Origin of the sequence: Synechocystis sp. IPPAS B-1465 (genome assembly GCF_003015225.1) — a bacterium.
In the GTDB taxonomy this organism is placed as follows: domain Bacteria; phylum Cyanobacteriota; class Cyanobacteriia; order Cyanobacteriales; family Microcystaceae; genus Synechocystis.
In genome coordinates, this window is sequence record NZ_CP028094.1 from 3453247 (window position 1) to 3477515 (window position 24269).

Annotated in this window: 26 protein-coding genes; 17 read left to right on the forward strand and 9 right to left on the reverse strand. The window is 48.1% G+C overall.

The window, feature by feature from the left end; genetic code table 11:
* The first annotated feature begins 54 nt into the window (after window positions 1-54).
* Both C7I86_RS16090 and C7I86_RS16095 read left to right on the forward strand, forming a co-directional pair.
* On the forward strand, window positions 55-756 hold the full coding sequence (locus C7I86_RS16090) for a phytol kinase (protein ID WP_010874250.1): 702 nt from the start codon (window positions 55-57) through the stop codon (window positions 754-756).
* 48 nt (window positions 757-804) lie between these two features.
* On the forward strand, window positions 805-2019 hold the full coding sequence (locus tag C7I86_RS16095) for a M20 family metallopeptidase (RefSeq protein WP_014407165.1): 1215 nt from the start codon (window positions 805-807) through the stop codon (window positions 2017-2019).
* Here the strand turns inward: C7I86_RS16095 and C7I86_RS16100 are convergent.
* Window positions 2016-3638, reverse strand: coding sequence for an iron uptake porin (locus C7I86_RS16100; RefSeq protein WP_020861914.1), 1623 nt, complete (start codon window positions 3636-3638; stop codon window positions 2016-2018). The two genes, C7I86_RS16095 and C7I86_RS16100, sit on opposite strands and share 4 nt — an antisense overlap.
* 193 nt (window positions 3639-3831) lie before the next feature.
* Window positions 3832-4548, reverse strand: a complete 717-nt coding sequence (locus C7I86_RS16105) for a histidine phosphatase family protein (protein ID WP_010874253.1) — start codon at window positions 4546-4548, stop codon at window positions 3832-3834.
* A 504-nt stretch (window positions 4549-5052) separates the two neighbouring features.
* Here C7I86_RS16105 and C7I86_RS16110 point away from each other — a divergent pair.
* The 7 genes from C7I86_RS16110 to C7I86_RS16140 all read left to right on the forward strand — a co-directional run bounded on the left by C7I86_RS16110 (window position 5053) and on the right by C7I86_RS16140 (window position 10016).
* The gene (locus tag C7I86_RS16110; RefSeq protein ID WP_010874254.1) at window positions 5053-5526 is read left to right on the forward strand and encodes a photosystem I reaction center protein subunit XI; all 474 of its coding nucleotides are present in this window, start codon (window positions 5053-5055) and stop codon (window positions 5524-5526) included.
* 90 nt (window positions 5527-5616) lie between these two features.
* Window positions 5617-5739, forward strand: coding sequence for a photosystem I reaction center subunit VIII (locus C7I86_RS16115; protein ID WP_010874255.1), 123 nt, complete (start codon window positions 5617-5619; stop codon window positions 5737-5739).
* Window positions 5740-5923: 184 nt separating this feature from the next.
* Window positions 5924-6991, forward strand: coding sequence for an undecaprenyldiphospho-muramoylpentapeptide beta-N-acetylglucosaminyltransferase (gene murG, locus C7I86_RS16120; RefSeq protein ID WP_020861913.1), 1068 nt, complete (start codon window positions 5924-5926; stop codon window positions 6989-6991).
* 383 nt (window positions 6992-7374) lie between these two features.
* The gene (locus C7I86_RS16125; protein WP_010874257.1) at window positions 7375-8202 is read left to right on the forward strand and encodes a diguanylate cyclase; all 828 of its coding nucleotides are present in this window, start codon (window positions 7375-7377) and stop codon (window positions 8200-8202) included.
* 42 nt (window positions 8203-8244) lie between these two features.
* Window positions 8245-8844, forward strand: a complete 600-nt coding sequence (locus C7I86_RS16130; RefSeq protein WP_010874258.1) for a hypothetical protein — start codon at window positions 8245-8247, stop codon at window positions 8842-8844.
* A gap of 62 nt (window positions 8845-8906) precedes the next feature.
* Window positions 8907-9248 (forward strand): hypothetical protein, encoded by a 342-nt coding sequence (locus C7I86_RS16135; protein WP_010874259.1) that lies wholly within the window; start codon window positions 8907-8909, stop codon window positions 9246-9248.
* A 189-nt stretch (window positions 9249-9437) separates the two neighbouring features.
* Entirely contained in the window at window positions 9438-10016 is a 579-nt protein-coding gene (locus C7I86_RS16140; protein WP_010874260.1) for a DUF3172 domain-containing protein, read from the forward strand.
* Window positions 10017-10086: 70 nt separating this feature from the next.
* Here C7I86_RS16140 and C7I86_RS19475 read toward each other — a convergent pair whose 3' ends face one another.
* Window positions 10087-10203 carry a DUF190 domain-containing protein gene (locus C7I86_RS19475; RefSeq protein WP_143705309.1) on the reverse strand — a complete coding sequence of 39 codons (117 nt, stop codon included), beginning with the start codon at window positions 10201-10203 and terminating at the stop codon, window positions 10087-10089.
* A 33-nt stretch (window positions 10204-10236) separates the two neighbouring features.
* Here C7I86_RS19475 and C7I86_RS16145 point away from each other — a divergent pair, with 33 nt between their 5' ends.
* Window positions 10237-10434 carry a hypothetical protein gene (locus tag C7I86_RS16145; RefSeq protein ID WP_143705310.1) on the forward strand — a complete coding sequence of 66 codons (198 nt, stop codon included), beginning with the start codon at window positions 10237-10239 and terminating at the stop codon, window positions 10432-10434.
* A gap of 42 nt (window positions 10435-10476) precedes the next feature.
* Here the strand turns inward: C7I86_RS16145 and ruvX are convergent, their stop codons facing one another.
* Both ruvX and C7I86_RS16155 read right to left on the reverse strand, forming a co-directional pair.
* Window positions 10477-10935, reverse strand: a complete 459-nt coding sequence (gene ruvX, locus C7I86_RS16150) for a Holliday junction resolvase RuvX (RefSeq protein ID WP_010874261.1) — start codon at window positions 10933-10935, stop codon at window positions 10477-10479.
* A 325-nt stretch (window positions 10936-11260) separates the two neighbouring features.
* Window positions 11261-12883, reverse strand: coding sequence for a Ppx/GppA phosphatase family protein (locus C7I86_RS16155; protein WP_010874262.1), 1623 nt, complete (start codon window positions 12881-12883; stop codon window positions 11261-11263).
* A 501-nt stretch (window positions 12884-13384) separates the two neighbouring features.
* Here C7I86_RS16155 and C7I86_RS16165 point away from each other — a divergent pair.
* On the forward strand, window positions 13385-15337 hold the full coding sequence (locus tag C7I86_RS16165) for a ShlB/FhaC/HecB family hemolysin secretion/activation protein (protein ID WP_020861901.1): 1953 nt from the start codon (window positions 13385-13387) through the stop codon (window positions 15335-15337).
* A gap of 137 nt (window positions 15338-15474) precedes the next feature.
* Here the strand turns inward: C7I86_RS16165 and C7I86_RS16170 are convergent, their stop codons facing one another.
* Window positions 15475-16290, reverse strand: a complete 816-nt coding sequence (locus C7I86_RS16170) for a glutathione S-transferase family protein (RefSeq protein ID WP_010874264.1) — start codon at window positions 16288-16290, stop codon at window positions 15475-15477.
* Between the two features lie 176 nt (window positions 16291-16466).
* Here C7I86_RS16170 and C7I86_RS16175 point away from each other — a divergent pair, with 176 nt between their 5' ends.
* The 4 genes from C7I86_RS16175 (at window position 16467) to C7I86_RS16190 (ending at window position 21079) form a co-directional block, all read left to right on the forward strand.
* Window positions 16467-18479 (forward strand): NAD-binding protein, encoded by a 2013-nt coding sequence (locus tag C7I86_RS16175; RefSeq protein WP_010874265.1) that lies wholly within the window; start codon window positions 16467-16469, stop codon window positions 18477-18479.
* A 117-nt stretch (window positions 18480-18596) separates the two neighbouring features.
* Window positions 18597-19436, forward strand: coding sequence for a diaminopimelate epimerase (gene dapF, locus C7I86_RS16180; protein WP_010874266.1), 840 nt, complete (start codon window positions 18597-18599; stop codon window positions 19434-19436).
* Window positions 19437-19646: 210 nt separating this feature from the next.
* Complete coding sequence (locus tag C7I86_RS16185; RefSeq protein WP_010874267.1) at window positions 19647-20804, forward strand: DegT/DnrJ/EryC1/StrS aminotransferase family protein; 1158 nt, start codon at window positions 19647-19649, stop codon at window positions 20802-20804.
* Between the two features lie 23 nt (window positions 20805-20827).
* Entirely contained in the window at window positions 20828-21079 is a 252-nt protein-coding gene (locus C7I86_RS16190) for a hypothetical protein (RefSeq protein WP_010874268.1), read from the forward strand.
* 27 nt (window positions 21080-21106) lie between these two features.
* Here the strand turns inward: C7I86_RS16190 and C7I86_RS16195 are convergent, their stop codons facing one another.
* Window positions 21107-21793 carry a response regulator transcription factor gene (locus tag C7I86_RS16195; RefSeq protein ID WP_010874269.1) on the reverse strand — a complete coding sequence of 229 codons (687 nt, stop codon included), beginning with the start codon at window positions 21791-21793 and terminating at the stop codon, window positions 21107-21109.
* Between the two features lie 607 nt (window positions 21794-22400).
* Between C7I86_RS16195 and C7I86_RS16205 the strand changes: the two genes are divergently transcribed.
* On the forward strand, window positions 22401-22592 hold the full coding sequence (locus tag C7I86_RS16205) for a DUF433 domain-containing protein (RefSeq protein WP_230401116.1): 192 nt from the start codon (window positions 22401-22403) through the stop codon (window positions 22590-22592).
* Here the strand turns inward: C7I86_RS16205 and C7I86_RS18985 are convergent.
* A complete protein-coding gene (locus C7I86_RS18985) occupies window positions 22545-22778 on the reverse strand; it encodes a hypothetical protein (protein ID WP_020861899.1) in 234 nt (77 codons plus the stop codon). The genes C7I86_RS16205 and C7I86_RS18985 overlap by 48 nt on opposite strands.
* Window positions 22775-23212, reverse strand: coding sequence for a PIN domain-containing protein (locus C7I86_RS16210; protein ID WP_010874270.1), 438 nt, complete (start codon window positions 23210-23212; stop codon window positions 22775-22777). The genes C7I86_RS18985 and C7I86_RS16210 overlap by 4 nt, the downstream gene beginning before the upstream one ends.
* Window positions 23213-23652: 440 nt before the next feature.
* On the opposite strand from C7I86_RS16210, the gene C7I86_RS16215 reads away from it, so the two are divergent.
* Window positions 23653-24189, forward strand: a complete 537-nt coding sequence (locus C7I86_RS16215) for a hypothetical protein (RefSeq protein ID WP_010874271.1) — start codon at window positions 23653-23655, stop codon at window positions 24187-24189.
* Window positions 24190-24269 lie beyond the last annotated feature (80 nt).

The window sequence follows — 24269 nt, forward strand, 5'->3', positions numbered from 1 at the left end:
TTGTCATCAAACTAAGGTACTGTCACCGAGGTTATAACTATTGTTTTTTTCCTAATGGGCATTGAGCAAAATAATCCTATGGCTTTGCCCCTCTGGATTGCGGTGGGGCTGGCGGCGACCTACCTAGGGGCTGTGGTGTTAACCGCGGAACTGCTTAACCGCCTTTCCCTCAGTCCGGCGGAGGTAACTCGTAAAATTGTCCACATCGGAGCGGGGCAAGTGGTGCTGATTGCTTGGTGGTTGAGTATTCCTGGTTGGGTGGGGGCGATCGCCGGGGTTTTTGCCGCTGGCATTGCAGTGCTCTCCTATCGTTTGCCGATTTTGCCCAGCTTAGAAAGTGTTGGCCGCCACAGTTACGGCACTTTGTTTTACGCCCTTAGCATTGGTCTATTGGTGGGGGGATTTTTCTCCCTTGGACTGCCGATATTTGCGGCGATCGGTATTTTAGTCATGGCCTGGGGCGATGGACTGGCGGCCCTGGTGGGACAAAGGTGGGGGCGTCACCGCTACCAAGTCTTTGGTTTCCGCAAAAGTTGGGAGGGCACTCTCACCATGGTGTTGGCCAGTTTTTTGGTCACGGTTGTATTTCTTAGTTACACCTTCGGCTTCACAGTTATTGTCCTTGTTGTGGCTGGGACGGTGGCGATCGCCAGTGCTGGACTGGAGAGCTTTTCCCGCTGGGGCATTGATAACTTAACTGTTCCCCTGGGCAGTGCTTTGATTGCTTGGGCTGGTAGCTATCTTTGGTTGGGATAGTCCCTGGGGTAAATGGTTAAAATGCAAATACCATCCTGCTTTTCCACCATGGTTTTTACCCTTCCCCAGCCAACTAATTTACCCAGCACTAATGTCCGTTTGCCTATCCAAGCACTACACGGTCAATTGATCCAATGGCGACGGCAGTTTCACCAATACCCGGAATTGGGCTTCCAAGAGCAGTTAACGGCGGCCCACATTGCCGAAACCCTGACTAAATTAGAAATTCCCCACACCCCAGGCATTGCCAAAACCGGGATTATGGCGACGGTTGACAGCGGTAAGCCGGGACCTGTGCTGGCCATCCGAGCCGATATGGATGCTCTGCCGGTAACGGAAGAAAATGAAGTAGATTACCGTTCCCTCCACCCCGGTAAAATGCACGCCTGTGGCCACGACGGTCACACGGCGATCGCCTTAGGCACCGCGCAATATTTAGCGGCCCATCGGGATAGTTTTCGGGGCCAGGTAAAATTCTTTTTTCAGCCAGCGGAGGAAGGCCCTGGTGGTGCCAAGCCCATGATTGAAGCGGGGGTGCTGGAAAATCCGGCGGTGGATGCCATTGTCGGTTTACATTTGTGGAATGACCTACCTGTGGGCACGGTGGGCATCAAGCCGGGGCCAGTAATGGCGGCGGTGGAACACTTTGAATGTCAACTGTTCGGCCAAGGAGGCCACGGAGCCATGCCCCACCAAACCGTGGATACCCTGGTGATCAGTGCCCAAATTGTCATGGCTTTGCAAGGTATTGTGGCCCGCAATTTAAATCCCCTCCAGTCTGCTGTGGTTACTGTGGGACAGTTGCAGTCCGGCACTGCTTTTAACGTCATCCCCGACAGCGCCTATTTCCGGGGCACAGTGCGCTACTTTGACCCCAGTTTTGCTGGTTATTTTGCCCAACGCATTGAGGAAATTATCAAGGGCATTTGCCAGAGTCACGGGGCTAATTACCAATTTACCTACGAAAATATTTATCCCCCCGTGGTTAACGATCGCCGTTTGGCGGATTTGGTGCGATCGGCGGCGGCGGATGTATTACTCACCGATGACCATCTCCAACCGGATTACCAAACCCTAGCAGGGGAAGATATGTCATTTTTTCTCCAGGCAGTGCCAGGTTGTTACTTCTTCCTAGGGTCTGCCAATGGGGATCTTGGTTTGGCCTATCCCCACCACCATCCCCGCTTCAATTTTGACGAGGCTGTGTTGCCAGTGGGGGTAGAGCTATTTGTCCGTTGCGTGGAAAGGTTCTGCAATGCCTAGAAGCTGAAGGTGGTACGAATTACCCCCATTACCAGGGTGCCATTGGCGTTGTTGTAGTCCGCATTGGGTACCACCACAATACCGGGGGTAATGGAAAGATTGTCACTCACTGCCCACTGGAAAAAGCCTTCTAGGTGCAAGGAACTGTCAATGTCAGTGGTGGCAATGTCATCGGGGAAGACAATGGAACTACTGCTCACCCAGGGTTGCATACCCACAATAATCCCCGCCATATTCCCTTCCTTGATAATGTCGGGGAAAGCCAGGGTCACAGCCCAATTCCAAATATCTAAACTTCCTCTACCAATGCTGGCATCCGCCAGATCTATAGATTTGAGGGTGCGGGCCTTAGTAAGGCCTCCCCAACCCCCTAGGACAAAATGGTCGCTCAACTGCCAAGAAAAAGCGGCCCCATAGGCGTTGTGGGAAGTTTTGGCCGCTTCCCCAAAGGTGGTTTCCGTAAAGTAGCGAAAATTAGAGCGTTGGCTACCGGTGCTAGTGTCCAAGGTGTTATAGCCATAGCTATAGGTTAAAGCTACGGTCAGATTATCGCTGAAATCATAGTTTACCTGGGCGATCGTGCCAAAACTGCCGTTAAATAATCCTTCTCCCTGGGAAGGATCATTGCCAGCGGGGGCCAGGTAACCAAGGCTAAGTTGTAATTTATCCCAGGTGCCCTGGAGGGCCGCCCCGGTACCTTCCCCCAAGAAATAGATCGGGCTACGGGTGCCAAAGGTAGTCAATGCTCCAAAGGCTCCATCCCCGTCTAAAACATTGACTGTATTGGTGAAATCGTCGAAAGCGCCCCCGGCCCCCATGGCCCACAGACGAATATTTTCCGTGGCAGGAAAAGTATAGTACAAAACACTATTGCTGAGGTTGCCATCTTCCGGTTCCGTTGCCCCTAACACTGGCTGGAAAGTACCGGCAATGGGGCCATAGTCTTCTAAATTGCCACTGGATAGGCGAATGAACAGATCGTCATCTCCCCGAAAGCTAGTATTGAGCTCCAAACGGGTGCGGTAACCCAAGGTGGTGTTTCTGGTAATTGATTCAGTGCCATTATTTTTGTCGCCGCTGACAATGCCACTCAGGGCCGTCACCACCTGTCCACTTAATTTGGTGGTGGTGGAAAATTGATGGTCTTCCAGGTAAGCTGTGCGGACTTCCAAATTATCAACCCGGGCCCCCAGGGCGGCCAATTCCCCCTGAAACTCCTGGGCTAAGCGCTTCAACTTATCAACGTCTTCCCGTAAAACCGCTACGTTCTCCTGGATTAACCGCTCCATGACGTTCATGCAGGCATTTAGTCCCGCAGCAAATTCCCAACGGGATAGGGCTCCATCGCCGCGAAAAGTGCGGTCAGGATAACCAACAATGCAACCGTAGCGCTCCACTAAACTTTTGAGTGCTTCGTAGGCCCAGGCGGTGGGCTGCACATCCCTAAGCTCCGACACGGAAGTGATCTGTCCCATGGGGTTGGAGTCCATCTCTTCCACGGATTGACCGAACTGCAAAGGTTCAATTTTGCCCCCTGGTTCGGCTAAAGCTTCCCCCCCTCCCCCGGCGATCGCCATCAGGGCACCCAAACCCCACACTAGTGACAGTTTTCTTAACATAGGAGTCCTCACACCCTAGGAATTAGCCAACAAATTATCGAGAATATAGGCAACAGCCAAGGGAAAAACAATGCCCTTCCTCCCCATGGCCATCACGGGCAAACTTCTAAATAATGATAATCATTATCATAGCATGGGCTTTTCTGGAATTTTTTAGATAGATGGTTTCACCAAGCCGATTACTTCCTAATCCTTACTGGCCAAGCTCTAACCACTCTTCCGCCCGTACATTAGCCACCAACGTAAACTGATCACCACCTAGGGGCTTAACCACATAGGCCATGCCCTGGGGATCGGGATAAATTCCAGTTGCCGCCTCAAATAGATCGTCATGGCCAACAACAACATTATTAGTTCCAGGGGCAGGAATTTCGGTTAAAAATGGCATTAACAACGCTTTCATTTGGGCAATTTGTTCTGGGCTATAGTCTTCCGCTTTGGGAAAATTAAGGTCGCCATTTTTTTCGTATCGTCCAAAGGCTAAATCCGCTGTTTGCCAGGCTCGACAATATTGACTGGAAAAAACTTTGTCGTAGGGAATGGCGTATTTTTTGAATGCTTCACCGATCGCCTTGGCCTGTTGCCAACCGACCTCGCTTAAAGTCCTTTGGGTGGCGCAGTTACCCATTTCCGCTGTGACTTGGTCAGCATAATCCTTTTCTGTTTGGCCATGGCGAATGTAAATGACATACCCTCCCTGACGTAATGCTTCTAGCAAATCTTTCTTATTTAACTTGTCCTGAAAATCACGGTTAGCCTGTTCTCCTGGGGTCATTTCTTGCGCCGCAACCTTGGCTAGCTCTAGGTTTAGACCGCTAATTAAGCTGGGATTATTGGGGGAAAAGGAAACTTCCATGGATTGCACCCACAACATAACCCCAAATAATAGCAACCGGTTAGCCCATTTCATCAGCAAGCTCCTTAATAAAAATAATTTTCATTTAATCCCGGCAATTATCCTAGGGCTAAATAGGAGTTACTGTCAATAGACGAAAAAATGAACGGGTGAAATGCCCCTAGCAACCGAAGGCTTCAGTCCGCACCTTTTGAAGATTGACCAACGGCGATCGGACAACTTCAGGCAGGCAGGGGGCATTATTTGAATATTGCAAACATCGTCTTTTGCTCTATGGTTTTAATTTGCCCAGACCATGAAAAGCGAACTGGGGCAGATTGAAGAGGATTATAAAAAGAGAAAAAATTTGGCTCGTGGGGAAAATTCCATCCAAAGAAAGCCTCCAAAGTAGAGATCCCAGGCGGAAAAGCCGCTGTTGAGTGGAGGTCAATAAAACTTAATGAATTTTTTTAAAGCTAAAAGCCATTTTCCTCGCAAAACGTCCCCCCGTGCGTAAAATGGGGACTAAAGTTTTGTCACGTCCCTGACGAAATTCTTTAATAGGAGAACTCAATACCAATGGCTGAATCTAACCAAGTTGTACAAGCCTATAACGGCGATCCTTTTGTGGGGCATCTTTCCACCCCCATTTCCGACTCCGCTTTCACCCGCACTTTTATCGGCAATTTGCCCGCCTATCGCAAAGGCCTTTCCCCCATCCTCAGAGGTTTGGAAGTGGGCATGGCCCACGGTTACTTCTTGATTGGCCCCTGGACCCTGCTGGGCCCGCTGCGGGATTCTGAGTACCAGTACATTGGTGGTCTGATCGGAGCTTTGGCTTTGATCCTGGTGGCTACCGCTGCTCTTAGTAGCTATGGACTGGTTACCTTCCAAGGGGAACAGGGTTCCGGCGACACTCTGCAAACAGCCGATGGTTGGAGCCAATTTGCTGCTGGCTTTTTTGTGGGTGGCATGGGAGGTGCCTTTGTGGCTTACTTCCTGTTGGAAAACCTCAGCGTTGTGGATGGGATTTTCCGGGGTCTATTTAACTAAATAACCTTATAACCTTTAAACTGTTTCAATTTTGCCGTTGCCACGACGGCCTGAGCTTACAATCATCCAATTAATAAGGAGTATTAACTAATGGACGGTTCCTACGCTGCATCTTACCTGCCTTGGATTTTGATTCCTATGGTGGGTTGGTTATTTCCCGCTGTGACCATGGGGTTGCTTTTCATTCACATTGAGAGTGAAGGCGAAGGTTAGGCTGGAAAGGTTTGAAGACTAATGGTCTTTTAATTGAAAATGTCTAACCATCTTTGGGTGGGTCAGGATTCCTCCGTTATGCGGGGGATTGGACATTTTGATTTGTTACTCCGCCAGCGGGTGGGGTATTTTTTTTGTGGGCTTATCAAAGGCTTGTGTAGTTTTTAACGGATATTTGGGCAAGATGACTGAACCGATTCGTTTACTAATTGCCGCCAGTGGCACGGGGGGGCATCTTTTTCCGGCTTTGGCCCTGGCCCAGCAGTTGCCGGACTATGAAATTATCTGGTTGGGGGTGCCCGATCGCCTGGAGACGACCTTGGTACCCCGGCAATATCCTTTGCAAACGATCCCGGTGGAAGGTTTCCAGGGACGGCCCAGCTTAAAAACAATCAAGATTGGCTGGAATTTATTACGGTCAGTATTCACGGTTAGAAAACTGATTAAGAGCAAAAAAATTAATGCTGTGGCGACCACAGGGGGTTATATTGCCGCTCCGGCCATTGTGGCAGCTAAATTATGCAACATTCCGGTAATTTTCCACGAATCTAACTTTATTCCCGGTAAAGTAACCACTTGGTTGGGCCGTTGGTGCGACACAGTGGCGATCGGTTTCCGGGGCACAGCCAAATATCTGCCCAATTGTGCAACGGTTTGGATTAGCACCCCCGTGCGGGAGCAATTTCGTCAGCCCCAGTCTTTGGATTTGCCCATTCCCCCAAACAGAAGCTTAATTGTGGTGGCAGGAGGTTCTCAGGGAGCAGTGACAGTCAATCAACAAGTTCGTAGTTGTGTGCCTGCTTGGGTAAATGCGGGGGCCTTTATTGTCCATTTGACCGGCAAGAACGATCCGGAAGCGGCCACCTTTAGCCATGACCATTATTTATCCCTGGAATTTTTCGATAATATGGCGGCCCTGTTGCAAAAGGCGGATTTAGCCATTAGCAGAGCCGGAGCGGGCACCCTAACCGAATTGGCTGTCACCCAGACCCCCTCCATTTTAATTCCCTATCCCTTTGCGGCGGAAAATCATCAGATGTATAACGCCCAGGTGTTTGTTGATGCCGGGGCCGCCCTAATGTTTGCCCAAAAATCCCTGACGGCGGAACAGTTGGAACAAGCTGGGCTAGACCTGCTCCAGAGTCCAGAAAATTTGGCTACCATGGCCAAAGCTGCTGGCACATTGGCTGACCTCGATAGTGCAGAACAGTTAGCGGCGATCGTCCGGGCATCAGTGGAAAAATCCCGCTGACATTGACCCAGCCTGCTGCAACGTAGTCACTGGGTTCATCCAAAAGACTGTTGTAAAATCCAACCTAATTTTCCCCAAGCTTGGGGGAAACTCGGGAAAGGTTTCCTAGTCAGTCGATTTAAGGGCAAACCCGAACTTTGCCAACACCTCCCAAATCAAGATAAAACTTGATCACTATTTTTAGTTTGTGAATCTATGGGAAAAACAATGCCAGCTCCGTTTCCCTGCCCCAACTAAGCAGAGGATAATTAAACACCAATCTAGGGAAAATAGTCCTGGGTAAGCAGTCATTCCTAACCAAGTGAGTTACATTGAATAACCTAGGTAAGTAAATAAACTCACTCAAAAATTTCCGGATCCTATCCCCGTCTTCGCTCCCCACTATGACTACGACAGAATTAACGGCGGCCACCCTAACTCAACTTCAGCAAGAAATTAATCGGTTACAACGGGAAAATGATGATCTCCACATTGCCTTGACCACGATCGCCGAACATGGGGACATGATCGAGTCATTGCTGAATGAAACCAATGTCAAGCTCAGAAGCGAAATCCTGGAACGACAGCGGGCAGAGGCGAAGTTACAAAATATTCTCAGTTTAATTTCCCGGGAAAAGGAAGACCTAGAAATTATTGTGGAAACCATCATGCAACATGGGGACGTGGTGGATGCCCAATGGCGACAAAAACTAGGGGAAACCGCAGAGTTACTTAACCTCGATAGCCTCACCCAGGTTTCCAACCGCCGCCATTTTGACCTCCATCTGGCCCAACAATGGGAACGGGCCATGGATAGCCAAGAGGCGATCGCCCTGATTTTATGTGATATCGACCATTTCAAACAATTCAACGACTTCTACGGCCACCTCAGTGGGGATGACTGTTTGCGGCGCATTGCCAAAACCCTCAGTGCCACCCTCCGCAACCCGTTTGATCTTTTTGCTCGCTACGGTGGTGAAGAATTTGGTGTAATTTTGCCCCAGGTGACCAGTGAAGCTGCCCAGCAGATTGCTAAACGGATGCAGGCCTCTCTGACAATGCTAGAAATTCCCCATCACCATTCCCCCACTAGCGAATTCGTCACCATGTCCTTTGGCATCGGTCGCCTGTATCCCCAGCCGGGACAACTCCCCCTAGACCTAATTGCCCAAGCGGACGAAAATCTTTACAAGGCGAAACGCCAGGGCCGGAACTGCATTTTCGGCCATTGATTTTTCGAATAAACCAAGTGAGCTAGTCCCATAGACATAACCATGAGCACTGACCAAACCAACGTCAGACAATGGGGAGAGTTCCTCGATCCCATTCCCCCCAGCGACGAATTTCTGACCCTAAACTTTTCCCTCGACCGGGTAAATCGTTTACAACGCTGGCGCAACTATGGCCTGTCAGCAGACTTTTTGGGGGACTACTTTGCCACCTTTTTTCCCGGCAACGGAGCAGACGACGGCCTTAGTCAGCGGGACACCATCAAAGGCTCCGTCAGTTATATTGCCAACGAATTGTTGGAAAACGCCGTTAAATACAGCACCACCGACCATGATTGTCCCATCACCATTACTCTCCATCTCTACGACCATAAATTAATTTTTGAGACCAGTAATATTTCTCCCCTGCCAACCACCATTGACTATGAGAATTTCATCAAAGTGCTATTAGAGGCAGATCCGCTGGAGCTATACATGGAACGACTAGAAAAATCCGCCCTGGAAGATTGCGAAGCGTCCCAGATCGGCTTGTTGACTATGATTAACGATTACCAAGCTCAGTTTGGTTGGCGATTTGTCCCGGTTTCCGGTTCCGAGGATTTGATCAAAGTTACGGTGATGACTCACTTGGGTGTCGAAATTTGAGCAGTGGTAGCTAAGAAAAAATTATTCTCCCCAAATCCCTAATTTTATTGCGACCTATTCCCATGGAAATAACCACTGAAGACTATCGGATTTACTTTGAAGAGGCCAACAAGACCCTTTACTTTCGGGGCTTTTTGCGGTTGGAAGGCATGAAGGAATATCAGCCCATTATGAACACCATGCTGGAGATTTTGTCTGATTGTAGTGAGCTGATCATTAACTTAGAGGGGTTAGAATTTCTCAATAGTTCCGGCATCAGCATGCTGTCTATGTTTGTGATGAAGGTGCGGGGTAAGGAAGACACCAGCCTAGTTTTTAAGGGTTCTAAAAACATTCTCTGGCAAATGAAATCCTTGAGAAACCTCCAACGACTGATGCCTGATTTAACCTTGGAATTCGTCTAAAATTCTCGATGGGAAACGTGGCTAGGTTAATATTCCCTCTCTTGATCTACTGGTGTTGGGAATGGCAAGCCATCGGACAATTTTCCCCCTCTTGGTTGTGGTTGACCCAAAGCTCACCCCAGGTTTTTACCGGCTGAAATAGTTCTGCCAAAGCTAGACTAGGAAACTCCACCTTCTCAATTTCTCCCTATGGCCCGCAGACCCCCACCCCGTTACACTCCTCCTCCCCGTCCCAGCTATGATCGGGATTATGGGCCCCCGCCGGGAAAAGCCCCTGGTAAGTTCAGCCTGGGGGCCATCAACTATGGCACGATCGCCTTATTAGCGGGAATTTTTGTTTTGGGCATTGGGGTAGGCATTGGTTTTAGTTCCACCGCTAGCTTTAGTCCGGAAAATGTGGCTTCCAGGGAAGTGATTGACCGCAGTGCCCCCAACGCTGAAGTGTGTGTACAGTTTGGCTCCAGCGCCATTGTCACCGATATGCGGGTGTTTGTGACCCTGAATCCCTTTAATGTATTTGTCACCCAACCAGTGATGCAACCGGGCTGTGTGTTGCGCCGCAATAACTGGAGCATTTTAGAGCGGGAAAAATTGGTGGACAGCCGTCAGGTCAATGATTGCAAAAATCGGATGAATACCTTTGGTTTCACCGGGCCTCTGGAAGGTAATCCTCGCATTGATTGTATTTACCAAAATGAAGCGGCTGGGAATTTATTCACCAATCAACCGGGGGCAGTGGGGCCCAGGCCAGCTACGGATAAGTTTTAGCTCCTGGATCCGTTTGAAGAGTTGTCCTAGGTTATGGGGCCAATCGGGACTTTGCCGACATTCTTGCATTTCAAGTGTGGACCACCACTTCAACTTGATCCCGCAGGACAATTCCCCCCTGGACTGCTTGCTGAACTATAGGTAAAAGCTGATCGATTTTCCCACGGCGATCGATAAAGGCGGGCACTATTGCCAGCCAAAATTTGTTTTGGTCGCTCCCTTGGGTTTTCCATTCCCGGTGGATCTGCCCACTGGATTACATGGAGGATTAGGACCCTGGCATCATTCCGCCGGCAATAATGCCTTGGGGCGAGATTGCACTGCTCTTAGAACTGCCTGTATCGTGGCTTTAGCAGAATTGACATTGGTTGTTTTTGCTGCAGAAAAAGTTAAGCTAAATTTGCCAGAAGATTATTAATAAGAGTTAGTAAATTTGCCAAACAATCTAATTAATCAAAATTTATCGATGGAGATTATCACCCCCTTCTTGTAAATGAGAACGCCGTAAATCTAGCCATTGTTGTAGAATAATTTCCGCCGCTTGTTGATCAATTAAACCCTTGTCATAACTAGAAAATCTTTTCCGCGCTTTTAACTGATTTTCCGCTTCTACTGAACTTAACCGTTCATCCATATACTCCAACGGCAAGTGTAACTGCTCCGCCACCCGTCGCGCAAATTTTTGCACCTGTTTAGCTTGAGAACCAATCTCTCCAGCCATGGTGTAGGGTAATCCCACCACCAACAGATTAACATTCCTTTCTTCCACCAATTGCTTAATCTGAGCAATGTCTTGATCGTAGGAACTGCGGACAATGGTGGTAATGCCAGTGGCAATCAAACCAGTGCCGTCACAGCCCGCCACCCCGATACGTTTTCGCCCCACATCTAAGCCCAGGGCCGCTACTTTTTTGCTCATAACTACATGATTAACTGTGAAAAATCTCCCCTTAACTTAGGTGAAATTTTAGCTTTAGAGAGGGTCTGAAAAGTGCAAAGCTAGGTATTCATCCTTCCAAATCCTCCCACTAAAGCTCCGGCTTAAAAAGGAGGTCTTTTGTAACAGTTCTCCCCTTCCCAAGGGGGGTAGGGGGGATTAAACAGCCACAACTCAAATTTTTAAACACTTTCCTAGAGAGGGTCTGAAAAGTCTAAATTCTCCCTGTACATCTCATCATACTGGGAAATTTTGAATTGAATTCCCTACATAATTGAGGGACCAGGGGAGGTATTTTAAATTTTTCTTAACCCTGACGAGATTTGAGCAAAATTGCTAGAGTTGCTACTACTTTAGTATTAAATTCTTCTTCAAAAACAACTTTTTTATAATCTAAATTCCATAGTTCCAAGGCACAGTCATCGTCGGGATCTTTGGGGGTAATGTGCAAATGTAACTGCCGTTTATCTTGATCATAACGACAATCAAAGCTTTCAATGGCTCCCACTTGGCGACGGTCCAAGGCCACCGCTAAGCGTAGCAAAGAACTTAATTGCCGCACCGCTAAACGGTGGGGTTCAGATAATTTAATGTAATCATCGTGGCGTTTTTTCGGCTTACTACGGCGATGGTAACGGGCAATATTGGCAATTAGTTCTAGCTCAATTTCTGTGTAACCTAGCAGTTCCGCATTACGAATTAAATAATAGGAATGTTTATGGTGGGCGGAGTGGCTGACATAAGTACCACAATTATGCAAAATTGCGGCGGCCCAGAGCCATTCCCGTTCCGTTTCCCCCCAGTCGTGTAAAACTCCCCGCAGTTGATCGAAAAAGCTGGTGGCAAATTGGGCGACCCTTTCCCCAAAACCGAGATCCACTTGGTATTTGCGGGCGATTTTTAGCACTCCCCGTTGACGAATTTCTCCCTGGAAACGCATCCGGTCTTGGATTAGCCCATGGGTGAGCATCCAATCGACGATCATGCCTTCCCGCAACGCCCGCTCACAGATGGTGATGCTATCCAATTCCAGCATGGTCATGGCTTCGAGTAGAATCACTGCCCCCGGCAAAATAATTTCCGCCCGGCGATCGGACAGGCCCGCCACTTCAAACCGTTCTTGGCAGTTGAGACCAGCCAATTTTTTGACCCATTCCTCCACATCTTTTTGGCTAATGCTGTAACCCTGAATGGGATTGGGAACCTCTTTTTGTTTTTGTAAAGCGGTCATGGTGGCTAGGGTTTCAATGGTGCCGGAAGTCCCCACCATTTGAGCTTTTTCCCCTCCCTTGAGCCGTTGTTTAATCTCATCCACTGGGCGCTCCAGCATGCCCCGCACATAGGCCCGCAACACGGCCAATTCGGTGGCATCAATGGGATCGCTGTGGACAAAGTCTTGGGTGAGCCGCACCGCCCCTACTTTGGTACTGCTTAAAAACCGCACGTCCCGGCGATCGGCCAAAATTAGCTCCGTAGAACCGCCACCAATGTCGATCATCACATGGGGTACTTCATGGAAATCCATGCAGGAAAATACCCCCAGGTAAATTCGTCGGGCTTCCTCTGGGCCAGAAATTAAATCCACCGTTAGCCCCACTTCCGTTTGCACCCGGGTAAGAAAATCTTGGCCATTTTTGGCTTCCCTAGTGGCACTGGTGGCCACAGCGATAATGTTTTCCACTTCCAAACCCTTGGCCAATTCCACACAACGTTTCAAAGCGGCGATCGCCCGATTCATGGCCGCTGGAGTGAGGTTATTAGATTGGGGGTCCCGATCGCCTAGGCGGACAGTATCTTTTTCCCGAGCCACAATAGTAAAGGTGGCCAGAACTGGATCAATGCGGACAATGACCATGTGAACGGAATTGGTTCCAATGTCGATGGCCGCCAACATACAGGGGTCAACAATCTGGGCAGAGGAAGGAGCCATGGGTTAACACTCTCAAGGGGACAGGAACGGGGGAGTTAGGGTCAAAACTCTACCAACCAGCCTAGGGCCAATTAACCGTCCCTAACTTAACTTTCCCATTGTCCATTGTTATCAACCCCTCGCAAAGCAACACTGAGGAGAAAATTTGCTCAAACATTTCAGTAGGGAGAAATATCATCAATATCCCATTGATTTGATGCGGATGAAAACACTGGAGTACTGAGTTCGCAAAAATTTCACCGTGCCACCTGGGGGCCATAATCCCTCGGGCCATGGGAGCAGCGGAACCTGTTAAGGTTTGAATGCTACAAAATACTTTTAGTAGCCATCTTCTAGGGCTGACAAAAGCTGACAATCCTGTTAAAGTCTCTGTAAAAAACTGTGCAGTCCCAATTTAAGCCTGATATCAAAGCCAGGGACGCAAATATCTCCTCCCCACTCTGACTAGCTACTTTGTAGCCTTCCACGCCGACCTGTTCACCACCGGAGATGCCCAGGGCCATGTTAAGTTGCCGTTATACCCTGCAATTGGCGTTGTGCTTTTGCTTACCATTGGGGCTAGTAAATCAGGCTTTGGCCACAGGTTTGGGTACCTTTACTTCTAAGGTGCCAGTAGTAATTGAGCAAGAAGAGAAAGATTTAACCCTAGACCCAGATACCGAAGAGATAAAGGCGATCGCCGCCAAAGAATTTTTCCTTAGCCAAGGACAAGTTCCCACCCCTCCCCTACAACCACTGCCATCGGAAGACGATATTCAGGTCCCCCCTACTAGTCCTCCATTGGAACTAGGGCCAGAGTCCTCCCCTCCCAGCGCCGAAGAAGCGGTGGACACCTGTGGTTATAGACCATCTGCTCCTACCAACATAACGCCCATACCTCTGTTACAAGGGTCGGTGGATGGCACTCCCCTCCGGGTGAACCTACTGGGCATGACGGTATTTTCCCCGAAGGAGTTGTTAGCTTTACCAGCCCTACAACCTTGGCAAACTGATCCCCCCAGCGGCACTGCTCCCCTCATCATTGATACGAATTTGACGGCGGCGGAATTTGAAGTTTTATACCAAGGCATAGTAGAGGGCATTACCCAGCTATACATCAATCAGGGTTACATTACTTCCCAGGCGATCGCCAAACCCATTGAACCTGTTAAAAATGGTGAGTTTTTGGAACAACCAATCCAGGTGGTGGAAGGGCAGGTGGAGTCGATCCAAGTACGGGGTCGGGGTCGTTTGCGCCCAGCTTACATTTGCGACCGGGTAGCTCGGGGAGTTCATAGTCCCATCAATGTGGGTCAGTTGGAGGAAAGTCTACGGCTGTTGCAAATTAATCCCATGCTGGAAAAGGTGCAAGCTAGCCTTTTGCCCACCGGAAAAGTTGGGCTGAGCAATTTATCTGTCACGGTGGAGGAAGCTTTCCCCTTCAGTGCCAATCTCAGTTTTGATAACTATTCCCCCATCAGTTTGGGAAGTGAGCGGATCGGCCTTAGCTTGGACTATAAAAATCTCACCGGCCTTGGCGATCGCCTGTCGGGGAGCTATTACGTTTCCACCACTGGGGGTTTGGACATCCTCGATTTTAACTATCAGGTTCCCCTTAATCCCACCGATGGCACTCTCAATCTACGTTTTGTGCCCACCTGGACTAGAATCACCCAGTCCCCCTTCGACGTTTTTGATATCACCGGCAGCAACCCCCTCTACGAAATCAGTTATCGCCAACCCCTCTGGACTTCTTTAACAGATGAATTTGCCCTTAGTTTTGGTTTCCGTTACCAAGACGGTCGCACCCTAGGGCTAAATCGTCCCGATTTGACCAATTTCAGCCGCACCAGCGTGTTTCAGTTTGGCCAGGACTACACCCTGCGCGACCCCAATGGGCTATGGTTTTTCCGCTCCCAAATGAACCTGGGCACAGGACTATTTGATGCCACCACCAATCCCGATCCTCTACCCAGCGGCAAATTTTTTAGTTGGTTGGGACAAGCCCAGCGGCTGCAAAGACTGGATGATAATAACCTGCTCATTGTGCAGGCAGATTTACAACTCACCCCCGATAGTTTGCTACCGGATTATCTGTTCATCATCGGCGGTGGGCAGTCCCTGCGGGGCTATCGACAAAATGCCCGCTCCGCTGACAATGGCGTTCGTCTCTCGGTGGAAAATCGCATCACCTTGGCCAGGGATGGAGATAATAAATCTGTGTTTGAACTCGCTCCCTTTGTGGATTTTGGCGCAGTGTGGAACAGTGCCGGCAACCCCACCCAATTGCCGCCCAATTCTGTGCTGGTGGGGCCTGGATTGGGCCTTATTTGGCGGGATATTTTGGGTATGACCGGTTTGAGCTTCCGGTTTGACTATGGCATTCCCGTGATCAAATTGGATAACCTGACCGGCAATTGGCAAAATGACGGCCTATACTTCCAGCTCAATTACCGCCCTCCCTTTGGCAAGTAACTGAGAGAGGGAGTTTGGGGAACGCCGTGGTTTTTCCCATTTTTCAGAGATGTCCATTTAGAGTTGTCCTCCCTTGCCGGTGCTTTAGCGGGTCAACTTAACCAGAGCGTTCCAACCAATCAGTTGTTGAAAACCACCTACTCAATGGTGATTGTGGTGGGGGAACTATTGTTACTGCTACCGCTGCCGTTGTTCTGATTATTGTCCTGTTGATGACTGCGGCGATATTCCCGATAAAGGCGATCGCGCCATTCAAAAAATGCACTGTAGGCACTGTTATCCGCCAAGCCAGGAATGCCCTTACCCTTCAACTCCTGGGCAATGTTTAAGTAATTTCCGCCGGGGATTTTGATCACCATACTCAATGCCGCCACCGTTAAATCTGCCAACGTTGGGCGATCGCCAATTAGGTAGGGCTGATGTTGCAGAATCAGAGTTAAAGCCTCCAAGTCCTGATGCAAGCCCCGCATGGCTTCCTTGACCGCATCACCACCAAAACCAACGCCACTGCCCAATAGGTCTAACATAGCCGGGGGTACTGCACTGACTAAATTTTTGAAAATGCCTGGGGTTTGTTTGGGCAAAATAGAAGCCCGCAGACCAGGATTTTGGTTCAACGCCCCCACCATGGCAACCCGACCCTTCAGACCAATGGATTCGTCGGCCCATTCTTCCATCAGCAAGCATTGTCCCCGTTGCACCGGATCGTGGGGTAAAAGGGAATTTTCGGGGTATTTACGGTCTAGGTAGAGGGCAATTTCCGTCGAATCTGCAATGACAATGTCCCCATCCTTGAGCACTGGAACCTTTGTTTGTCCAGAAAGACGGAGCAAATCGAGCTGACCAACCCCCGGCACCACTTCCACTGTCCGATAATCCAACCCTTTAAAGTCGAGAATCAGGCGGACTTTTTCCGAATATTGGGACAGTTCAAACTGATGAAGCTCAAGCATGGTAGGAATTTTAGCAGTGGGTGTACAATCGAAGGCAAACTTTGTTTAAAGTCCAACATAACATGACTCTCTCCCTCCCTGGAGCAACCTAGTCTCAGCCAGCCATTACACACAGAATAAATTTCAAACTTACTAATAGTTTTTGTCCTTAATTTTTGATCATCAGCAAGACTTTTATGGACTATTTTTTAGTTTGTGGGTTAGGGTATCTGGGACAACATTGCGTTGTTGCGCTGAAAAAATTTGGCGTTAAGGTAATTGCCATTGAAAAACAGCCACCGCCCCAGTGGGAAATTAAAAATTTAGACCATTACCTAGACCGATTAATTATTGGCGACTGTAGTCAAGCTAATATTTTACTCCAGTTGCCTATTAGTCAAATTCGAGCTGCTTTAATTGTTACCACAGTCGAAAAAATTAATCTTGAAACAGCCATAACCATTCGTACTTTAAATGCTAATACCCGTTTAGTTGTCAGAAGTGTACGGGATAATCTTAATTTTTTATTGAGTAACGAATTAGGGAATTTTATTGCCTATGAACCCAAACATTTGCCAGCCAATGCTTATGCCCTTTCTGCCCTGGGCAAAGAAACCATTAGTCTGCTCAATTTAGGAGGGATAAAAATCAGAATCAATCGCTTGCAAGTTCCCGGTTATCACCATTGGCTCAGCTACAGTTGTGTGGATGAAATTAATAATCGTCACCGCCGTATTCTCAGCCACGATCGGCAGGGCGACTCTCCGTCCCAATCCATTGAGTTTCACTGCTGGCATCCAGAAGCAAAAATTCAGCCCCAGGATACGATTATTTACGTGGAAACAGAGGATAATTATTCCCTTAACAAGGGCTATGGCATTAATCCAAATAGAAAAAAGATTAGTCTAAATTTTCTATATTATCGCAGTTTGATACAGACCAAAATTAGTGACTGGGTCAAAAATTTTTGGGGGCTAAGCCTTAAGCAGCAGGTGGCGAGGGTTGCTATTATCTATGGCTTGGTAGTGTTTCTGCTTTTAATTACGGGAACGGTATTATTCCGCTTCTTTTACCCCGGCACCACCTTGGTTTCTTCCTTTTACGTCACTGCTATTTTACTCTTAGGCGGTTACTCTGACCTGTTCGACTCCTTTGAACCCATATCAACTTTGCCGGAATGGTTACAGTTATTTAGCCTGGCTCTCACTGTTACCGGCACTGCCTTTGTCGGAGTTTTATACGCCCTATTAACCCAGGCTTTATTATCATCTAAATTTCAATTTTATAATAAACGTCCCCCTATTCCCGAAGCTGACCATGTGGTGGTTATTGGCTTAGGTAAGTTAGGTCAAGAAATTACCAAGAAATTGCGGGAATTAAAAATTAATGTGTTGGGATTAACTTTTAATCCTATTACTAGCCAGTCAGATTTTTTAGATCTTCCCTTAATTTATGGCCATAATTTAGTCGATAGTTTACAGTTAGCTAACTTAGAAACCGCCAGTAGTGTCATTGTGGTCACCGATGACGACATTGTTAATATTGAAACGGCGTTACTGACTCAAAAAATTAATCCCCATTGTCAATTAGTAATTCGCACCAATGGCGATACCTTAACCAAAAATCTAGGACGATTATTACCAGAAGCAATTATTATTGATCCCTATGTAGCAGCGGCGGAAGTGTTTACAGGGGCAGCCTTTGGCGAAAACATTCTCGGTTTATCCTGTTGGCAAGAACAGACGGTTTTAGTCACCCAATATTATATTGAAGAACAGGATACGCTCCAGGGTTTATCAATTGCAGAGGTGGCCTATGGTTATGGAGTAGTGCCAATAATTTATCAAGATAAATCCGAAGATGAAGCGATTTTTTTGCCCTCGGAAGACCGATCATTAATGCCTGGAAATTTGCTAATTGTTCTAGCAACAATGGCAGGTTTACAATCGATTGAAGCAGGTGATTTAAAGCCCAAGCAATGGAAACTTAAAATTATTAAAGCTAGTTCTAAAATGTCTGTTTTCGACGGCATTAGCGCCATCGCTCGCATTGCGGGTTGTTCCTTAAAAATCGCAACGGAAACAATGAATAACTTACCGGCAACTTTACCCGTTAAAATGTACCATCACCAGGCGACAAAACTTAAAAAAGTGCTCCAGCAAAATCAAATTGAAAGTGTAATTGAACAAAGTTTGGCACCAATTTCCTAATTAGTAGTAATTCTCTTTCTTTTCCTGACAAAATTGCCGTAAAATACTGATGGCAATAGTTTCTTTATTATTCCCAACGGCGATCGCCTGACTTTAGTTTCCCTCTAACCTGATCCCATGGCCCTTAGCTTTAGTAAATACCACGGTCTCGGCAACGACTTTATTTTGGTGGATAACCGCCAAAGTACGGAACCCTGCTTAACCCCAGACCAAGCCCAACAGTTGTGCGATCGCCATTTTGGCATTGGGGCGGACGGGGTGATTTTTGCTTTGCCGGGGCAGGGGGGAACGGACTACACCATGCGGATTTTTAATTCCGACGGTTCGGAGCCGGAAATGTGCGGCAATGGCATCCGTTGTTTGGCCAAGTTTTTGGCAGACCTAGAAGGGGTGGAGGAAAAGACCTATCGCATCCACACGTTGGCGGGGGTAATTACGCCCCAACTGTTGGCCGACGGCCAGGTCAAAGTAGATATGGGGGAACCCCAATTATTGGCGGAGCTTATTCCCACCACCCTAGCGCCAGCGGGGGAAAAAGTGGTGGATCTGCCCTTGGCCGTAGCGGGGCAAACCTGGGCGGTGACCTGTGTGAGCATGGGTAATCCCCACTGTTTGACCTTTGTGGATGATGTGGACAGCCTCAACCTGACTGAGATTGGTCCTTTGTTTGAGCATCACCCCCAATTTTCCCAACGTACTAATACGGAGTTTATCCAGGTTTTAGGAAGCGATCGCCTGAAAATGCGGGTCTGGGAACGGGGAGCGGGTATTACTCTAGCTTGTGGAACAGGGGCCTGTGCCACAGTGGTGGCGGCAGTATTGACCGGCCGGGGCGATCGCCGTTGCACGGTGGAATTACCCGGTGGCAACTTGGAAATTGAATGGTCTGCCCAGGACAATCGGCTTTATATGACGGGGCCAGCCCAGAGAGTCTTCAGCGGCCAGGCGGAGATTTGAACAAAAATACTCTTGTTTTACTTTCTTAAGGAATGTTGCCAATGGGAAAGAGATAAAGACATTGAGCAACGTAAACCCATTTCCAGCTACTGCATGGATGGTGGGCGGCTAATCTGTTCAACTAAGGGACGGCCATGCCCTAGAATTTGATGGACATCTTTTCAGCCCAACACCGCTATTTTTCCACCCCATAACTAGTTAATCAGCTCGATGAACATCCCCATCCTTGACCTTAAGCCCCAGTACCAAAGGATCAAAGCCGAAATTCAACAGGCGGTGAATGGTGTCTTGGAATCGGGACAATTCATTTTGGGCAAAACCGTTGCAGATTTTGAGCAAGCCGCCGCCGATTATCTGGGGGTGAAATATGCCATTGGGGTTAATTCCGGCACCGATGCCCTGATGATTGGCCTAAGGGCATTGGGCATTGGCCCGGGGGACGAAGTAATTACCACCCCCTTTTCCTTTTTTGCCACGGCGGAATCCATTAGTAATGTGGGGGCTAAACCGGTTTTTGTAGATGTGGCGATCACCGATTTTAACCTTGATCCCGACAAAATCAAGGCGGCCATCACCCCCCGCACCAAGGCGATTATGCCAGTGCATTTATTCGGTCAGCCGGCAGCCATGGCCCAAATTAAAGCCCTTGCCGATGCCCATGGTTTGAAAATTATTGAAGATTGTGCCCAGTCCTTTGGGGCTATCTATGCCGGTGATTGCTTGGGTTGTGACCAGGGCTGTGATGACCAAGTTAGACAAGCCCTAGTGGGTCAATACACTGGGGCCATGGGGGATGTGGGCGCATTTTCCTTTTTTCCCACTAAAAATCTGGGAGCCTATGGTGACGGTGGTTTGATCACCACTAACGATCCGGCGATCGCCGATTTGGCCCGCTGTCTGAGGGTGCATGGTTCTAAACAACGCTATCAAAACGAAATGCTGGGCTATAACTCCCGCTTAGATGCGTTGCAAGCGGCCATTTTGAACGTCAAACTATCCCATTTAAAGGAATGGAGCCTGGGCCGTCGTCGGGTGGCTCAGACCTATAATGATCTGTTCCAAGGGGTGGAAGGCATTATTACCCCCACCATCACTGCTGGCCATGTGTTTCACCAATACACCCTGCGGATTTTGAACGGTCAAAGGGACGCCCTCGCTAACGCAATGCAAGGCATGGGGATTAGTACCATGATCTATTACCCTGTGCCCCAGGATCAATTGCCGGTGTACCGGGGTCAGTATGCCCCCAACCCCATCAGCGATCGCCTGGCCACGGAGGTGTTGAGTTTACCCATCTGGCCGGAAATGGAAACCGAAACGGTGCAAACGGTGGCTGAAAAAATTAGCCAGGTTTTACCTAGTTTGTAAACTTCTCCCACCATCAATCATCTATGCCCATGGAAGCCGGACAACAATTCCTCACCCCCGCTGAGTCCCACGCTGTTGATGGGGCCCTGCTCAGTCAGTCGGAAAAGTTTCTCACCCGCCTCACCATTTCTTCCTTCCGGCTTTTGCAAACCATTGCGGCGGAGGAACAATTGGCGATCGCCGACCTCACCCCGGAAATTATCATTGCTTGGTTTGAAAAGGATGCCAAAAGGAAACGGGAGCAGGGGACAGAAAAACCTGTGCTGGATTGGTAGGGTTCAAATCTGTTTCGTCAAAATAAGTTAGGTTAGGTACCCTTCCCTTAACCCGGCGATCGCCGCTGAGGTTCTGTCCCTGGCGTTGAGTTTACGCATAATGGTCTGCACATATTCCCGCACCGTGGAGCTGGCGAGATGTAATTCCTGGCCAATTTCGCTATTGGTTTTGCCTTCCGCCACTAACCTTAAAATGGCCACTTCCCGCTGGGTCAATTCATCCTTCTGAGATTTGCGATAATCGGCGATCGCCTCAAGGCGACTGTCAATGTAAGTTCTGCCCTGGAGTAGACATTCCACCGCCAAATTAATTTCCCCATTACCCAAACTAGATTCTAAAAAGATGGCATCGGCTCCGTACTGCTGGGCTTCTTCCACAATGGCCGCATGGTCATTCAACAGCAATAGTAAACACTGCGGCGATCGGGCATGGGCTTTGAGTTGTTTCAGCAGGTCTAAACCGGAACCATCCTCTAACCGTTGGCAAATGACCACCACCAATGGCTCTGGCTGTTGTTCAAAGTAGGTTAGGGCTTCGCTTTGTAGGGTAAAAATTTTGACTTTCTTTTTGTTTGGTCGTTGAGAGGAAATGCGGGCGACGGATACGGCAAACAAACGGGGATACAGGCAGGCAATGACGTTAAAGTGATTCACCAAAAGCTGAAACAGGTCATACCTGGCATTAAAAACGAGGGAATCGGGGTCAAATTCCATGGATGGTTAGGTAACGGCGGGGTTTTGATGCCAAAAGTTCTTTCCCCGTGACAAAGTGGGACGCTAGGGAGACATTCCCTAATCCTGGCACAAGAATGTTGACTTGTTGTTGGGGACTTTCACTCAGTTTCCCCCCAAATTTGGGGGGTCAGGGGGGCTTTTAAAACAGGCTGTTAACTGATTGCCTAATTATGTCCCCTGGCAGGATTACGGTCTGACTAAGGTATAACTAGAGTGTAGAGTGCCCTGTCAGATTGGCTAAATGCAAATAAAAACAGCAATTTCCCTTCCAGATTCGGTTTTTCATGAGGCAGAGGCCCTCGCTCAGCAATTGGGTTTGTCCCGTAGTGAGCTTTATACAAATGCGCTGAAGGCCCACTTGGAGAAGTATAGAAGGGGAGAAATTTTGCAGAGGCTGAATCAAGTTTATGCCGAAGAAACTTCTGCTCTAGATCCAATTATGGCCGGGATGCAATTTTTGTCTCTGCCCTCCGAGGACTGGTAATGTATCGGGGCGAAATTTGGTGGGCGGATCTGCCTAATCCCGTCGGCTCAGAAACGGGTTATCCCCATGAAACTTGAACGGATCACCATCAACCCCAATCAAATGAATGGTCAACCCTGTATTCGGGGACAACGTTTGACAGTGAAAAGGGTAATCGATTTACTTGCTACCTATCCAGACCGCCATGAACTAACTCTACCAGGAATTTCCAGAGTTGGAAGAGGAGGATATTCAACAGGCTTTGGCCTATGTTTCAGCTTGTTGGGAAGATGCTCGTCGGGCCTCAAACTCTAAAATATCTGTGGCCAACGATTCTACCGTTTCACATTTGAACAGTTCGTCCCGCGTTTTTAAATAATCTCCCTGATCTGATTGCCATCGGGAAAGCAATAGAGCCAGTTTTGATGGGGGAAGTTTCTGTTCCAGAATTAGTAAGGCTTCTTCTACCACATCTTGTTCCTTGGGGATCTTGAGATTCATCGCTCTCCCTCTGTTAATAATAAAATGAAGCTTACTGGATTTAGGGCTTTGACTTTTCCATGATAACGACGGAGCAATCGATCATCACAGGCTAAAAAATAATCACATCCACCCTTTTCTGCGCTGGCCATGTGCAAGGCATCAATGGATTTCACTCCCATTTGCTCTAAGGATTGCCCCCTAGCCACAATCTCTTCATCCATGGGCACATAGGCTTTGGCTAGGGCTAAACACTGCTGTACCCAACGTTGTCTTGGCGGATAGGGATTTTTCTGAGCTTCAAACTCTAAGACTGCCGAGTTGAGAAATTCGACCTCTTCTGTTTCCACCAGTTGCAAAATCATCCTCAGAGCTTGGGTCTTTAAGGCAATCCTTGCCTGGGTTTGATCGTCAAAAACCCGATTCAACACGCTGGTGTCTAGATAAAGTTTCACGGTATGGACTTTTAAACGTTGGTCAATATTCTAAGCGTCAACATCCCGAAGAGGAATAAGGACAGTAACCAGAGCTTGATTAACACAACTTCACAATCACCCTCTCAAGAAACTATTCAGAATTGACGTAAACAGCTTTCTTTTTCAGGAAAACCCTATCTTGATCTAGATACACAACAGTTGTGATCTGGGTCACAACCATTGAGTGATTAGGGACAATACATTTCTCGATTTGTGTGGTTTTTGTTACAAAAAATCGTATTTCTACGGAGCAGTAAAAAATTCAAATTTAGTGAAAGTCCAGTATTAGTGCCAATACGCACAAATTGTCATTTCCCTACAATAAAGAAGTAAAGAAAAAAACAACATTCATTTCCCAAGACCGACGAGCGATACATCGAGTTACCACCCACGAGGCCACGGGAAGGAGGCGACAAATTATGTTCACTAAATTCAATCAAGTTCTTCTAGCTTCTGGTTTAGTTCTGACTTCCCTAGTCGGTTTTGGCTCTTCCGCTTTTGCTGAAGGTGCTAATGTATTTGCTAATAATCCTGAGATGGAGACTTTGACTTGGTCCCCCTCCAAAGAGACTGAAGGGAAGGCTATTGTTCTTACTAACAACGGGGAATTAACGTTGACTTCTATCGGAAATGTCAACGTCAAATCTAACAGTTATTTGGGTTTTACTGTGTCAGTGAGTTCGGCTAATGGAGTTACGGCAAGTGCGGCTGGGGGAGTGCTTAAACATCCGGATGCTGGCGATACCATTATCTACACTATCAACTATAACGGGTCAGATAAAACACTTGCTGCTGGTGTAGGAGATATGGAAACTCCATCGGCTGACATACCAGATTGTTCTGATGCTACTGGTTGTGACCGCGATGTTAAAATTGCAATCGCAGAAGAGCAAGTTGTTAGTAAGCCTGCTGGTACTTATTCAGATACCCTTACTTTCACATTGACAAATAAATAGTTAAATTAAGGGAATTGGCGTTCGCACGAAGTTTAGCTAAGCTGAAATGTTGTCGGACGCCTACTTTTATCGGAGGGTAG

Bases quoted from the DNA above. Each gene is read 5' to 3' on its own strand.
- C7I86_RS16125 (WP_010874257.1), top strand. From the start codon at position 7,375: ATGACTACGACAGAATTAACGGCGGCCACCCTAACTCAACTTCAGCAA.
- dapF (WP_010874266.1), top strand. From the start codon at position 18,597: ATGGCCCTTAGCTTTAGTAAATACCACGGTCTCGGCAACGACTTTATT.
- C7I86_RS16135 (WP_010874259.1), top strand. From the start codon at position 8,907: ATGGAAATAACCACTGAAGACTATCGGATTTACTTTGAAGAGGCCAAC.
- C7I86_RS16105 (WP_010874253.1), bottom strand. From the start codon at position 4,548: ATGAAATGGGCTAACCGGTTGCTATTATTTGGGGTTATGTTGTGGGTG.
- C7I86_RS16090 (WP_010874250.1), top strand. From the start codon at position 55: ATGGGCATTGAGCAAAATAATCCTATGGCTTTGCCCCTCTGGATTGCG.
- C7I86_RS16175 (WP_010874265.1), top strand. From the start codon at position 16,467: ATGGACTATTTTTTAGTTTGTGGGTTAGGGTATCTGGGACAACATTGC.
- C7I86_RS16115 (WP_010874255.1), top strand. From the start codon at position 5,617: ATGGACGGTTCCTACGCTGCATCTTACCTGCCTTGGATTTTGATTCCT.
- C7I86_RS16165 (WP_020861901.1), top strand. From the start codon at position 13,385: ATGTTAAGTTGCCGTTATACCCTGCAATTGGCGTTGTGCTTTTGCTTA.
- C7I86_RS16215 (WP_010874271.1), top strand. From the start codon at position 23,653: ATGTTCACTAAATTCAATCAAGTTCTTCTAGCTTCTGGTTTAGTTCTG.
- C7I86_RS16195 (WP_010874269.1), bottom strand. From the start codon at position 21,793: ATGGAATTTGACCCCGATTCCCTCGTTTTTAATGCCAGGTATGACCTG.
- C7I86_RS16185 (WP_010874267.1), top strand. From the start codon at position 19,647: ATGAACATCCCCATCCTTGACCTTAAGCCCCAGTACCAAAGGATCAAA.
- C7I86_RS16095 (WP_014407165.1), top strand. From the start codon at position 805: ATGGTTTTTACCCTTCCCCAGCCAACTAATTTACCCAGCACTAATGTC.
- C7I86_RS16100 (WP_020861914.1), bottom strand. From the start codon at position 3,638: ATGTTAAGAAAACTGTCACTAGTGTGGGGTTTGGGTGCCCTGATGGCG.
- C7I86_RS16140 (WP_010874260.1), top strand. From the start codon at position 9,438: ATGGCCCGCAGACCCCCACCCCGTTACACTCCTCCTCCCCGTCCCAGC.
- C7I86_RS16190 (WP_010874268.1), top strand. From the start codon at position 20,828: ATGCCCATGGAAGCCGGACAACAATTCCTCACCCCCGCTGAGTCCCAC.
- C7I86_RS16130 (WP_010874258.1), top strand. From the start codon at position 8,245: ATGAGCACTGACCAAACCAACGTCAGACAATGGGGAGAGTTCCTCGAT.
- ruvX (WP_010874261.1), bottom strand. From the start codon at position 10,935: ATGAGCAAAAAAGTAGCGGCCCTGGGCTTAGATGTGGGGCGAAAACGT.
- C7I86_RS16170 (WP_010874264.1), bottom strand. From the start codon at position 16,290: ATGCTTGAGCTTCATCAGTTTGAACTGTCCCAATATTCGGAAAAAGTC.
- C7I86_RS18985 (WP_020861899.1), bottom strand. From the start codon at position 22,778: ATGAATCTCAAGATCCCCAAGGAACAAGATGTGGTAGAAGAAGCCTTA.
- C7I86_RS16110 (WP_010874254.1), top strand. From the start codon at position 5,053: ATGGCTGAATCTAACCAAGTTGTACAAGCCTATAACGGCGATCCTTTT.
- C7I86_RS16155 (WP_010874262.1), bottom strand. From the start codon at position 12,883: ATGGCTCCTTCCTCTGCCCAGATTGTTGACCCCTGTATGTTGGCGGCC.
- C7I86_RS16205 (WP_230401116.1), top strand. From the start codon at position 22,401: ATGAATGGTCAACCCTGTATTCGGGGACAACGTTTGACAGTGAAAAGG.
- murG (WP_020861913.1), top strand. From the start codon at position 5,924: ATGACTGAACCGATTCGTTTACTAATTGCCGCCAGTGGCACGGGGGGG.